This is a genomic window from Citrobacter sp. Cpo040 (assembly GCF_030332915.1).
Lineage (GTDB): Bacteria > Pseudomonadota > Gammaproteobacteria > Enterobacterales > Enterobacteriaceae > Citrobacter > Citrobacter portucalensis.
This window is the reverse complement of the sequence record NZ_JAOWGX010000034.1, coordinates 587,707-600,849: the sequence shown is the minus strand read 5'-3', so window position 1 is coordinate 600,849 and position 13,143 is coordinate 587,707. Positions and strand designations below refer to the sequence as shown.

Here is a 13,143-nt window from a genome sequence, read left to right as displayed (position 1 = left end):
TTGTTATTTTTTTTGTGATTTACGGCCATAGACCAACCAGGTCACCAGCACGCAGACGATGTAAAACACGAGGAATATTTTCATGGCACCCACCGGAGAGCCGGTCAACGCCAGCGATGAGCCAAACGCTTTAGGAATGAAGAAGCCCCCCACTGCGCCAATAGCGGAAATAAATCCCAGGGCGGCTGCGGTATCGGTTACCGCTTCCCGCTGAGCCTGTTCTTCGGTACCACCATGCAGCTTCACCCGATAAATTGTGATTTTGCGAAAGATCACCGCAATCATCTGGAAGGTTGAACCGCTGCCCAAACCCGCGGTCAGGAACAAGCCCATAAACACCAGGTAAAACGCGATAAAGCTACCTTCGCCCGAGCCGGGCAAAGTGAGAAACAGCAGGGCGCTGAACAGTGCCATAAAGATGAAGTTAATTAAGGTGACACGCACACCACCAAACTTGTCAGAGATAACGCCGCCCGCCGATCGTGCAAGCGCACCGATGAAGGGGCCGAAGAACGCCAGTTGCAGGATATTCACGTCGGGGAACTGGGTTTTCGCCAGCATGGCAAAGCCTGCCGAAAAACCGATAAATGAACCGAAGGTGGCGAGATAAAGCAGACTTAATAACCACAGGTGAAAACGTTTAAGTACCGGTAACTGGGAAGCAATTGAAGCCTTCGAGCTGGCAATGTCGTTCATTCCCATGCCTGCTGCCACGGTGGCTATCAGCAGTAACGGCACCCATATCCATGCTGCATTGGCCAGCGACAATAACGAGCCGTCAGCTTGCGGTACGCCCTGTACGCCCAAAAAGGTAAATATGGGCAGAAAGATCACCAGTGGCGCAATCAACTGCATCACGCTGACGCCGAGGTTGCCGAGACCACCGTTAACGCCTAACGCGCTGCCTTGCTTCGCTTTGGGGAAGAAAAAGCTGATATTGCCCATGCTGGAGGCAAAGTTAGCGCCTGCAAATCCGCACATCAGCGCAATGATGATAAATACTCCAAACGGAGTAGCGGTATTTTGCACGGCAAATCCGAGCCAGACGCAGGGAATAACCAGAATAATCGTGCTAAAAATGGTCCAGCGACGACCACCAAATATAGGTACCATAAAGGAGTAGGGTACGCGTAATATTGCACCAGAAAGAGATGGCAATGCCGTTAATAAAAACAGTTGGTCGGTGGTGAAATTAAAACCAATTTTATTCAGATTGACGGCTACGGCACTGAACAGCATCCAAACGCAAAACGCAAGAAGCAGGCAACTCACTGATATCCAGAGGTTTCTGCGCGCAATGTGCTTGCCTTTATTTTCCCAAAAGCCGGGGTTCTCTGGTTTCCAGTCAGTTAAAAGATAACGATTATTTTTCTCATTTGATGATGACATATTATTCTCCATGCACATGCCGTTCATGAAAAAGAAATAAACGCATGCAGCGCCGCGCGGCTTCTTTTTAGAAACTATTGAAAAGTTTTAGGAATATTGACTGAAAGAATAGATAAAAAAGCGCAATAACGCGGCGTGATGGGAGAATTACACGTTGCTTAAGTGTTACTAATTGTAAACATAAAAGATGTATTGTTAATCCATCTATTACATCAAATAAATAACTCCTGCGTTATCATACGATCAAGATGACGATCGAATGCAGGATCGGCCATTTCCTCAATACCTAATATGTACATACCATCCAGGCCGCAGACTAATGCGATTAAGCGCCATGCGACGTCGGCGGCATCAGGCGCGGATGAGAACTCACCGGCTTTCTGTCCTTGTGTAATGATGTTGGCGGTTTCTTCGTGCCACATTCGCATGGTCAACAGGTAGGCGCTTTTAATTTCCGGATCTTTACCCGCAACAACCTGTGCTTCACGCCATAGCTTAATATAGGGTTCCAGACCACCATCTTCACTGCCTAGCATCGCATGCAGTCGCTCACGGAAACTGGCGTCTTCGCTGACCAGTTCGGCATCAAGTAGAGTGCGGATAAGACGCACAAATGCCTGGGATTTGAGTTCGCCGGCAGAGGCGAAATGGTGATGTACCTGGCCCGTCGCGACGTGAGCTTCTGCAGCAATGCGTCGAACCGTCATGGCGGAAAATCCTTCTTCAAGTGCGACAAGCATTGCTGCCTGCAGAATTACTTCCCGACGTTCATCCCGATTTAGATAGCTCATCATTCCTCCTGTACCCGTATAGATCGCAGTCTAACAAAAAGTTGGACATATGTTCAATTTTCCGTAGGATCGCTAAAGCTGGACATGTGTCCAGTTTTGGTTTCGTTAGGGAGTTTTATGTTTCGTCAGTGGTTAACGTTAGTCATTATTGTGCTGGTCTACATCCCTGTTGCGATTGATGCAACGGTGCTGCACGTTGCCGCGCCCACGCTGAGTATGACGCTGGGTGCCAGTGGTAACGAGCTGCTGTGGATCATTGATATTTATTCCCTGGTAATGGCCGGAATGGTATTGCCAATGGGTGCGCTGGGCGATCGCATCGGCTTTAAACGTCTGCTGCTGTTAGGCGGTGGATTATTTGGTCTCGCATCGCTGGCGGCCGCTTTTGCTCATAGCGCAAGCTGGCTGATTGCCACCCGGGCGGTATTGGCGATTGGCGCGGCGATGATTGTTCCGGCAACGCTGGCGGGTATTCGCGCCACGTTCTCTGAGCAACGGCATCGAAATATGGCGCTCGGCGTCTGGGCGGCGGTCGGTTCCGGCGGTGCGGCGTTTGGCCCACTGGTTGGCGGGATGCTGCTGGAGCACTTCTACTGGGGGTCCGTATTCTTAATTAATGTGCCGATTGTCCTGGTGGTAATGGCTTTAACCGCACGCTTAGTGCCGCGCCAGGCTGGACGTCGCGATCAATCGTTAAATTTTGGTCATGCGATAATGCTGATTGTTGCCATTCTGCTGTTGGTTTACAGCGCTAAAACCGCGCTGAAAGGGCATACGGCGACCGTTGCCATCGCCCTGACGCTGTTAACCGGCGCTTTACTGTTGTGGCAGTTTGTCCGTATCCAGCTTGCGGCAGCTCGCCCGATGATTGATATGCGTCTGTTCACGCATCGCATTATCTTGAGCGGTGTAGTGATGGCGATGACCGCGATGATTACGCTGGTGGGTTTTGAGTTGCTGATGGCTCAGGAACTACAGTTTGTTCACGGTTTAACACCGTATCAGGCTGGATTGTTCATGCTGCCGGTGATGCTGGCAAGTGGTTTCAGCGGACCTATTGCCGGTATGTTGGTTTCACGCCTTGGATTACGTTGTGTCGCAACAGCGGGCATGGCACTGAGCGCCGTAAGTTTTTACGGCCTGGCGATGACGGATTTCAGTAGCCAACAGGTACAAGCCTGGATGTTGATGGCTTTGCTTGGCTTCAGCGCCGCCAGTGCGCTCCTGGCTTCAACGGCGGCCATCATGGCAGCAGCGCCGGCGGAAAAAGCCGCGGCCGCTGGCGCCATCGAGACAATGGCTTATGAACTGGGGGCAGGACTTGGGATCGCTATCTTTGGCTTACTGCTGAGCCGCAGCTTTTCTGCATCGATTCTGCCGCCAGCCGGACTTAATCCGCAGGAAGTAGAACGTGCTTCATCGTCAATGGGGGAGGCGGTACAACTGGCGCACTCGCTCCCGTCGTCACTGAGTGAGGCATTGCTGACGGCTGCCAGAGAAGCGTTTACCTGGTCACATAGCGTGGCCTTAAGCAGCGCCGGCAGCATGCTTATCATATTAGCGATAGGAATGTGGTTCAGTCTGGCAAAGGTACAACGTTAATAACTAGTGAGCTAAATGACAGGGGTAATCCATCTCTTCGACTTCTTTCCCACTGAGTCGAGCGTATTGCCCCGTCAATCTCCAGAACGCAGGCTGTGTTTCCGTATAGATCTCTGCCGCTAATATCAGGCGGCGGCGATCTACCTCATTAAGTTCCAGAAGTGTCCACGGAATAAAGTAGCGATCGCTGTCCGTCAACGTAAACCACAGTGGGCATCCGCAGCCGGAACAGAAGAACCGTTCACCACGGTTTGAAGAAGGAAAGTGCGAAGGTTCTGCCGATTCTGGCGACATCAGCGGGTGAGCGCTGGCTTCCAGATACATGGCGATGCCGCCTGACCATTTCTGACACAGCGTACAGTGGCAGGCATAGACATCCAGCATTTCGACGTCAACGGTAAAATGACTCTGTCCGCAAAGACAACGACCAGTGAATGTCTGCACGGCATACTCCTTATGACCGAGTCTACATTAAGAGAAAAAGCCAGCCCTTGAAGGACTGGCTTTGTATTCAGACTACAACAAAATTAGAACTGGTAGTTCAGACCAACAGCCACGATGTTGTCAGTTGACACTTTCGCTGCATTGGTGAAGTTGTTGTCATCCAGCAGGTTGATTTTGTAATCAACGAAGGTGGACATATTTTTGTTGAAGTAGTAAGTAGCACCCAGGTCTACGTATTCAACCAGATCCTGGTCGCCGTAACCGTTGATGTCTTTACCTTTGGATTTCAGGTAAGCGATGGACGGACGCAGACCGAAGTCGAACTGGTACTGAGCAACAGCTTCAAAGTTCTGTGCTTTATCTGCAATACCAGTAACACCGGAGCCACCATAGGTGGTCATGTTGCGGGTTTCGGAGTAGGTGGTTGCCAGGTAGATGTTGTTCGCATCATATTTCAGACCAGCAGCCCATACTTCAGCGTTTTTACCGGAAGCCATGAAACCGCCGTTACCTACAGACTGTTTGTCGGTACGGTCAGATTTCGCATAGGTAGCACCTACGCCGAAGCCTTCGTACTCATAAGTAGTAGACAGACCGAAGCCGTCACCGTTAGCTTCTTTCAGGTTGTCACGGTCATTTTTGCCCTGGTACTGAGCAGCAAAGTTCAGACCTTCAACCAGACCGAAGAAGTCGGTGTTACGGTAGGTTGCAACGCCAGTAGTACGGCCAGTCATGAATACGTCAGTCTGGGTCCAGGTATCACCACCGAACTCAGGCAGGACGTCGGTCCATGCGCCGATGTCGTATGCTACGCCGTAGTTACGACCGTAGTCGAAAGAACCGTATTCAGCGAATTTCAGACCAGCGAATGCCAGACGAGTTTTGTCGCTGTTGGAACCACCGGTGGATTCAGTACGGTTACCTTTGAATTCATATTCCCACTGACCAAAACCAACCAACTGGTCATTGATCTGAGTTTCGCCTTTGAAGCCCAGACGCGCGTAGGTTTTGTCGCCATCGCTGCCGTTGTCGTCAGAGAAGTAATGCTGAGCGTGAACTTTACCGTAGATATCCAGTTTGTTTGCGTCTTTGTTATATACCTCAGCTGCGTTTACCGCACCTGCCGCCAACAGGCTAGTCACTGCCACTGCAACTAATTTAAGTTTCATTCTAAATAATCCTTATAATTTTTTCTTGGTGTGTTTCCTAAACCATTGCTAAACGAAGGGGTTCGTCAATGGCAAACTATTTTTAAATGACGCAGTGGTATAAGTTCAATAATAAGTTTCATAATATTGCGAAATATTTGAAGTTGTGTGATCCAGATCTACATAATATAGCTGATTGTATTAATCTTTATATGTGACAAATCTGAATGGGTATATTTACGCAGGGGACTATTATGGCAACTATGGTTTAAATGGCGTTAGTCACGCATGTGTAATATATGCATGCTGAGGATTATAGGTAAATATGAAATATTTTCGGGAGTTAATCAATTACCAATTATTTAACATTTAATTAAACAAATATAAACACAACCCGCAAGTGGAATGAACATTTATTATTCATTAATTTAATTACAGTGTAGCCGGGTTTTAGATTTGCGCGACAAAACCCGGTTTTTTTTCAGGCGCGGCGAGTTGCCAGCCAGCAAAGTAGCGATCCCGCGCAGACCATTAGTGCGCCCTGCCAGAAAGATAGCGAAAGCGGTGCACTGAGTAACACAGCAGCCAGTGCGGAAGAGAGCACGGGGGTAAAATAGGAACCTACGGCCATGATGGTCACGTTGCCATGCAAAATGCCAATATTCCACGCTGCATAGGCAAATCCTAACGTTAATGCCGCTGAGAACATTTTAATAGTTACCGAAGTGCTGAAAATCATTTCTGGTTGCGGAGTCATAAAATAGTAAATCCACAAACTAGCGGCTGTTAGTAAAACGAACACGGTGATGCCGTTAAAGCCTTTTGCGTATTTATTGGTCACCGTGCAATACGTTGCCCAGATAAATGCGCCAAGAAAGGCGAGGAAATAGCTAAGCGGGCTGCTGGCAACGTTGTTTATAATTTCACCAGGATTAAGGCCATTTTCACCACCCAATACCCAACAAACCCCGGTCAATGCGATAATTAATCCAGGGATTACCAGCCAGGTTGTTTTTTGACCATTAAATAAAATAGCAAACAATATCGTCAGACTCGGCCAGAGATAATTGACCATACCGACTTCAATAGCCTGGTGACGAGTAGCCGCATAACCGAGAGCCAGCGCTAAACATATTTCATAGGTAACAAAAAGCACGCTACCCGCGATTAAATAACGCACAGGAATTTTTCTGATATTCGGAAAGCCAACGGTAAAAATCAGCAACAGGCCACTTAACGAAAAAATCATTGCTGCGCCACCCGCAGGACCCAGTCCTTCACTTACCCCACGCATTAGCCCGACCATCGTGCTCCACAGCACGATGGCAATGAGCCCAATTAACGTCGCTTTTTGTTTTGTCATTCTGATTGTCTGTCCATGGTGCTGGCAAAAATTCAAGCTGAAATTTATAGCACTTTTACACCGTAGCGCGCTAACTAATTACCTTTCACCTACCCCCTTATGGGTACAAAGGTTAAACAAAGTGCACTATTTAGTAGCGGAACCGTTTCGTTATTGATTTGACGCAAAAAAAATATGGATATAGCTGATAGTTTCGTCGCGAAGTTGTACATGTCATCTTTCAATTATGCCGCGCTGGCGCGATTTGAGAGATGTCCTGTACGAACCCCTGCAAAAAAGAGGAAAGCAATGGACGTCAGCCGCAGACAATTTTTTAAAATCTGCGCGGGCGGTATGGCGGGAACAACAGTAGCCGCTTTGGGTTTTGCACCCAAAATGGCACTGGCTCAGGCGCGAAACTATAAGCTGTTACGCGCCAAAGAGATCCGAAACACCTGCACATACTGTTCCGTAGGTTGCGGGCTATTAATGTATAGCCTGGGAGATGGAGCAAAAAACGCCAAAGAGTCGATTTACCATATTGAAGGGGATCCGGATCATCCGGTAAGCCGCGGGGCATTATGTCCTAAGGGCGCAGGATTACTGGATTACGTGCACAGTGAAAACCGTCTGCGTTACCCGGAATATCGCGCTCCTGGTTCCGACAAATGGCAGCGTATCAGCTGGGATGAAGCATTCACCCGTATCGCGAAGCTGATGAAAACTGACCGTGACGCCAACTTTATTGAGAAGAATGAGCAGGGCGTAACGGTAAACCGCTGGCTTTCAACCGGGATGCTGTGTGCATCTGCGGCAAGTAATGAAACCGGCATGCTGACGCAAAAATTTGTGCGCTCACTCGGCATGCTGGCAGTAGACAACCAGGCGCGCGTCTGACACGGACCAACGGTAGCAAGTCTTGCTCCAACATTTGGTCGCGGTGCGATGACCAACCACTGGGTTGATATTAAAAACGCTAACGTCGTGATGGTGATGGGCGGTAACGCCGCTGAAGCACATCCGGTGGGATTCCGCTGGGCGATGGAAGCCAAAAACAACAATGATGCCACGCTGATTGTTGTTGACCCTCGTTTTACACGTACAGCTTCGGTGGCGGATATCTATGCGCCAATTCGTTCCGGCACGGACATTACGTTCTTGTCCGGCGTCTTGCTGTACCTGATTGAAAACAACAAAATTAACGCTGAATACGTTAAGCATTACACCAACGCCAGCCTGCTGGTGCGGGATGACTATGCTTTTGAAGACGGTCTGTTCAGCGGGTACGATGCGAAAAAACGCCAATACGATAAATCGTCCTGGAACTACCAGTTCGATGAAAACGGCTACGCGAAACGCGATGAAACGTTAAGCCATCCTCGCTGTGTCTGGAACCTGCTAAAACAGCACGTTTCCCGCTACACGCCGGATGTGGTGGAAAACATTTGTGGTACGCCGAAAGAAGACTTCCTGAAAGTCTGCGAAGTGCTGGCTTCCACCAGTGCAGCCGATCGCACCACCACGTTCCTGTACGCGCTGGGTTGGACTCAGCATACCGTCGGGGCACAGAACATCCGCACCATGGCGATGATCCAGTTGCTGCTCGGCAACATGGGGATGGCAGGTGGCGGTGTCAACGCCTTGCGCGGTCACTCCAACATTCAAGGGCTAACCGACTTAGGTCTGCTCTCTACCAGCCTGCCGGGCTACCTGACGCTGCCGTCAGAGAAACAGACAGACCTGCAAACCTATCTGGCCGCAAACACGCCAAAAGCGACATTGGCCGATCAGGTTAACTACTGGGGCAACTATCCGAAGTTCTTCGTCAGCCTGATGAAATCTTTCTATGGCAATGCAGCGCAGAAAGAAAACGATTGGGGCTTTGAGTGGCTGCCGAAGTGGGATCAGTCCTACGACGTCATCAAATACTTCAACATGATGGATAGCGGGAAAGTCACCGGCTACATCTGTCAGGGCTTTAACCCGGTTGCGTCCTTCCCGGACAAAAACAAAGTGGTGCAGAGCCTCAGCAAACTGAAGTATCTGGTAGTTATCGATCCGCTGGTGACCGAAACCTCAACGTTCTGGCAGAACCACGGTGAATCAAACGACGTTGATCCTGCGTCGATTCAGACCGAAGTCTTCCGTTTGCCTTCTACCTGCTTTGCGGAAGAAGACGGCTCCATCGCCAACTCCGGCCGCTGGCTGCAGTGGCACTGGAAAGGTCAGGACGCACCGGGTGAAGCCCGCAACGACGGCGAGATCCTTGCCGGTATTTACCACCGCCTGCGCGACATGTATCGCACTGAAGGCGGTAAAGCTGTAGAACCCGTTCTGAAAATGAGCTGGAACTATAAGCAGCCGGACGAACCGCATTCCGAAGAAGTGGCGAAAGAGAACAACGGCTATGCGCTGGAAGATCTCTATGATGCCAACGGCGTGCTGGTTGCGAAAAAAGGTCAGTTGCTCAACAGCTTTGCGCTGCTGCGCGATGATGGTTCTACGTCATCATCCTGCTGGATTTATACCGGCAGCTGGACCGAGCAGGGCAACCAGATGGCCAATCGCGATAACGCCGACCCGTCAGGCCTCGGTAATACGTTGGGCTGGGCCTGGGCATGGCCGCTGAACCGTCGCGTGCTGTATAACCGCGCTTCGGCGGATCCGCAGGGTAAACCGTGGGATCCAAAACGCATGCTTATCCAGTGGAACGGTACGAAGTGGACGGGTAACGATATCCCTGACTTCAATACCGCAGCACCGGGCAGTGGCACCAATCCGTTTATCATGCAGCCGGAAGGGCTGGGGCGTCTGTTTGCTATCGATAAGATGGCGGAAGGTCCGTTCCCGGAACACTACGAGCCGATGGAAACGCCGCTGGGCACTAACCCGCTGCACCCGAATGTGATCTCCAACCCGGCAGCGCGTCTGTACGAAGCGGATAAACTCCGTATGGGCACGAAACAGGACTTCCCGTACGTCGGGACGACCTATCGTCTGACCGAACATTTCCATACCTGGACCAAGCACGCATTGTTGAATGCGATTGCCCAGCCAGAGCAGTTTGTGGAAATCAGCGAAACGCTGGCGGCAGCGAAGGGGATCAACAACGGCGATCACGTGAAAGTCAGCAGCAAACGTGGATTTATTCGCGCAGTTGCCGTGGTCACTCGTCGTCTGCGTACCCTGAACGTCAACGGTCAGCAGGTAGAAACGGTTGGGATCCCAATCCACTGGGGCTTTGAAGGAGTCGCGCGTAAAGGCTTTATCGCCAACACCCTGACGCCGAATGTCGGTGATGCAAACTCGCAAACGCCGGAATACAAAGCGTTTTTAGTTAACATCGAGAAGGCGTAAGGGAGGCGAACATATGTCTATGGAAACGCAGGACATCATCAAACGGTCCGCAACAAACTCCATCACGCCGCCGCCTCAGGCCCGTGATTACAAAGCAGAAGTCGCGAAGCTGATCGACGTTTCCACCTGTATAGGCTGTAAGGCCTGTCAGGTGGCATGCTCAGAGTGGAACGATATCCGCGATGAAGTTGGCCACTGCGTCGGGGTTTATGACAACCCCGCCGATCTCAGCGCCAAGTCCTGGACGGTGATGCGATTTACCGAAACCGAACAGAACGGCAAGCTGGAGTGGTTGATTCGTAAAGACGGCTGTATGCACTGTGAAGATCCGGGCTGCCTGAAGGCGTGCCCGTCTGCCGGGGCCATCATCCAGTACGCCAACGGGATTGTCGATTTCCAGTCAGAGCACTGCATTGGCTGCGGCTACTGTATTGCCGGGTGTCCATTTAATATTCCGCGCCTCAATAAAGAGGATAACCGGGTGTATAAATGTACGCTGTGTGTGGACCGCGTCAGCGTCGGGCAGGAACCTGCCTGCGTGAAAACGTGTCCGACCGGGGCAATACATTTCGGCACCAAGCAGGAAATGCTGGAAATGGGCGAACAGCGTGTGGCAAAACTAAAAGCTCGCGGTTTTGAACATGCCGGTCTCTACAACCCTGAAGGTGTGGGCGGCACGCACGTCATGTACGTTCTGCATCATGCCAACCAGCCTGAACTGTATCACGGTCTGCCAAAAGACCCGCAGATAGATACCTCTATCAATCTGTGGAAAGGGGCGCTGAAGCCGCTGGCCGCTGCCGGATTTATCGCCACCTTCGCCGGACTGATTTACCACTACATTGGTATTGGTCCGAATAAGGAAGTGGACGACGACGAGGAGGATCATCATGAGTAAGTCGAAAATGATTGTGCGCACGAAGTTTATCGACCGCGCCTGTCACTGGACGGTGGTGATCTGCTTCTTCCTGGTAGCGCTGTCGGGGATTTCATTTTTCTTCCCGACTCTGCAATGGCTGACGCAAACCTTCGGTACGCCGCAGATGGGACGCATTTTGCACCCGTTCTTCGGCATACTGATCTTCGTGGCGCTGATGTTCATGTTTGTACGCTTTGTGCACCACAACATCCCGGATAAGAAAGATATTCCGTGGCTGAAAAACATTGTGGAAGTACTGAAAGGCAATGAACACAAAGTGGCAGATGTGGGCAAATACAACGCCGGGCAGAAAATGATGTTCTGGTCGATTATGAGCATGATTTTCGTGCTGCTGATTACCGGTATCATTATCTGGCGTCCGTACTTTGCGCAGTTCTTCCCGATGCAGGTCGTGCGCTATAGCCTGCTGATCCATGCGGCGGCGGGGATTATTCTGATGCACGCCATCCTCATCCATATGTATATGGCATTCTGGGTGAAAGGATCGATTAAAGGCATGGTTGAAGGGAAAGTGAGCCGTCGCTGGGCGAAGAAACATCACCCACGTTGGTATCGCGAAGTTGAAAGACAAGAAGCGAAAAAAGAGAGCGAGGAGGGGGTTAACTAATCCCTGATGTTCCCTCTACGCAATGGCGCTACATCGGTAGCGCCATTTTTTTGCCAAAAAAACGTCATGTTTCTGTCATCTGTTGAACGTAAGGTGTTGTCTTTCCAATAATAGAAGAGTTAAAAGACAATGCATCTGGTGAAAAAATTACTCGCAGTCAGCGTGTTTCTTTGTGCTTCAGCTCAGGCGCAGAACATCCTCGAATTTCCTCAGCCGGAGAACAACCCGGAAGAGTTTTATGCCGTAACCGAAATTCCGGCAGGTGGAATGATTAAATATGAAACCGACGCCAAAACCGGTTTTATCGTTGCCGATCGCTTCCAGTCAATGCCGGTTGCCTATCCCGCCAACTACGGTTCACTCACCCAGTCTTTAGCCGGTGACGGTGACCCGCTGGACGTCATTTTTTATACCCGTGCGCCGCTTGCTCCGGGAACGTTGATTAAGCTGCGCGCTATTGGCGTACTGAAGATGATCGACGGCGGTGAAAAGGACGACAAAATTGTCGCCGTTCCGGCCAGTAAAATTGACCCCACTTATGACGACATCAAAGAGTTAAGCGATCTGCCCAAGATTGAAGTTCAACGTCTGGAATCTTTCTTCCGCGTGTACAAAGATCTGCCGGAAGGGCGCAAGAAGGTCGAATTAAACGGTTTCAATGACGCCGCTACGGCAAAGCAAGAGATCAAACAGGCCTGGGATGCCTGGAAAGAGAAAAAACCGCAGCAATAAATGGTATGCCGGATGACAAAAGTTTATCCGGCATTTATATCACTGTACCGCCAGCTTACGCAGACGTGAAATATCCACGCTTTTTTGGGCCTCTGCCAAACTCCAGGTATTTTGCAGGTTTAACCACATTTCGGGTGAACTGCCAATCACTACGGAGAGTTTAATCGCCATCTCAGGCGTCAGAGCCGCTTTCCCGGTTAATAGTCGACTTGCCGTTGACGGTGCAATCTCCATAGCTCTGGCAAACTCGCGCAGGCTGACATTGAGTTCTTCCAGCGCTTCCTGAATGATATCCCCAGGACGGGGATGATTTGCCATCTTCATCAATGATAGTCCTCGTAATCCAGTATGTACGCGTCGCCATTGACGAATTCAAACGTAATACGCCAGTTACCTGAAACAGAAATTGCCCATATGCCGTCGCGTTCCCCCACCAGAGGATGTAGCTTATAACCGGGCATATTGATATCTGTAACCTTGCTTGCCGCATCAATAACGGCAAGTCTGTGTCGTAATCGTCGGACATGTTTCGCCATAACGCCTGATGTTCGTCCATGAAGAAACAAATCGCGCAATCCCTTGTGCCTGAAGTTCATGATCATCCGTATCATCCTTGTTCCTTCAAGAGGAACACTACCATCAATGTTCCGTTAAACGCAACACCAAGATTGCGATATTTAAAATTGTGCGGCGAATGTGCAAAAAGAAAAAGGGAGAAGGGGAATAACTGGAAAGCGTCACGCAAGAATTGCCGGATGCCTGGCCTACACGCGCATTTTGCTGATGTAGGC

The 13,143-nt window shown here is 50.3% G+C and carries 11 protein-coding genes and 1 pseudogene; 5 read left to right on the top strand and 7 right to left on the bottom strand.

Annotated features, from left to right (window positions below):
- Positions 1 to 3: 3 nt before the first annotated feature.
- Together OGX86_RS07670 and OGX86_RS07665 are read right to left on the bottom strand one after the other, a co-directional pair.
- Positions 4 to 1,389 (bottom strand): NarK family nitrate/nitrite MFS transporter, encoded by a 1,386-nt coding sequence (locus OGX86_RS07670; protein WP_008784805.1) that lies wholly within the window; start codon positions 1,387 to 1,389, stop codon positions 4 to 6.
- A 212-nt stretch (positions 1,390 to 1,601) separates the two neighbouring features.
- Positions 1,602 to 2,180 (bottom strand): TetR family transcriptional regulator, encoded by a 579-nt coding sequence (locus tag OGX86_RS07665; protein WP_128316910.1) that lies wholly within the window; start codon positions 2,178 to 2,180, stop codon positions 1,602 to 1,604.
- 117 nt (positions 2,181 to 2,297) lie between these two features.
- Between OGX86_RS07665 and OGX86_RS07660 the strand changes: the two genes are divergently transcribed.
- Positions 2,298 to 3,782 carry an MFS transporter gene (locus tag OGX86_RS07660; protein WP_048227613.1) on the top strand — a complete coding sequence of 495 codons (1,485 nt, stop codon included), beginning with the start codon at positions 2,298 to 2,300 and terminating at the stop codon, positions 3,780 to 3,782.
- A 3-nt stretch (positions 3,783 to 3,785) separates the two neighbouring features.
- Here the strand turns inward: OGX86_RS07660 and OGX86_RS07655 are convergent, their stop codons facing one another.
- The 3 genes from OGX86_RS07655 to yddG all read right to left on the bottom strand — a co-directional run bounded on the left by OGX86_RS07655 (position 3,786) and on the right by yddG (position 6,737).
- On the bottom strand, positions 3,786 to 4,226 hold the full coding sequence (locus OGX86_RS07655; RefSeq protein ID WP_003833032.1) for a GFA family protein: 441 nt from the start codon (positions 4,224 to 4,226) through the stop codon (positions 3,786 to 3,788).
- An 83-nt stretch (positions 4,227 to 4,309) separates the two neighbouring features.
- Positions 4,310 to 5,395: a porin OmpD gene (ompD, locus tag OGX86_RS07650; RefSeq protein ID WP_048214180.1), complete on the bottom strand. Its 1,086-nt coding sequence runs from the start codon at positions 5,393 to 5,395 to the stop codon at positions 4,310 to 4,312.
- 460 nt (positions 5,396 to 5,855) lie between these two features.
- Complete coding sequence (yddG, locus tag OGX86_RS07645) at positions 5,856 to 6,737, bottom strand: aromatic amino acid efflux DMT transporter YddG (protein ID WP_071692401.1); 882 nt, start codon at positions 6,735 to 6,737, stop codon at positions 5,856 to 5,858.
- Between the two features lie 288 nt (positions 6,738 to 7,025).
- Here yddG and fdnG point away from each other — a divergent pair, with 288 nt between their 5' ends.
- From fdnG to OGX86_RS07625, 4 genes and pseudogenes are all read left to right on the top strand, one after another.
- Complete coding sequence (gene fdnG / locus OGX86_RS07640) at positions 7,026 to 10,073, top strand: formate dehydrogenase-N subunit alpha (protein ID WP_095533095.1); 3,048 nt, start codon at positions 7,026 to 7,028, stop codon at positions 10,071 to 10,073.
- Between the two features lie 13 nt (positions 10,074 to 10,086).
- Entirely contained in the window at positions 10,087 to 10,971 is an 885-nt protein-coding gene (gene fdnH, locus OGX86_RS07635) for a formate dehydrogenase N subunit beta (protein WP_003833024.1), read from the top strand.
- Positions 10,964 to 11,620 carry a formate dehydrogenase-N subunit gamma gene (gene fdnI / locus OGX86_RS07630; protein ID WP_003020054.1) on the top strand — a complete coding sequence of 219 codons (657 nt, stop codon included), beginning with the start codon at positions 10,964 to 10,966 and terminating at the stop codon, positions 11,618 to 11,620. The genes fdnH and fdnI overlap by 8 nt, the downstream gene beginning before the upstream one ends.
- Positions 11,621 to 11,749: 129 nt before the next feature.
- Positions 11,750 to 12,350: pseudogene (locus OGX86_RS07625) on the top strand (inorganic diphosphatase); the annotation flags it as partial.
- A 41-nt stretch (positions 12,351 to 12,391) separates the two neighbouring features.
- On the opposite strand, the gene OGX86_RS07620 reads toward OGX86_RS07625, so the two are convergent.
- Together OGX86_RS07620 and OGX86_RS07615 are read right to left on the bottom strand one after the other, a co-directional pair.
- The gene (locus OGX86_RS07620; RefSeq protein ID WP_003833018.1) at positions 12,392 to 12,676 is read right to left on the bottom strand and encodes a HigA family addiction module antitoxin; all 285 of its coding nucleotides are present in this window, start codon (positions 12,674 to 12,676) and stop codon (positions 12,392 to 12,394) included.
- Positions 12,676 to 12,954, bottom strand: a complete 279-nt coding sequence (locus OGX86_RS07615) for a type II toxin-antitoxin system RelE/ParE family toxin (protein WP_003833016.1) — start codon at positions 12,952 to 12,954, stop codon at positions 12,676 to 12,678. Before OGX86_RS07615 ends, OGX86_RS07620 begins: the two co-directional genes overlap by 1 nt.
- Between the last annotated feature and the right edge of the window lie 189 nt (positions 12,955 to 13,143).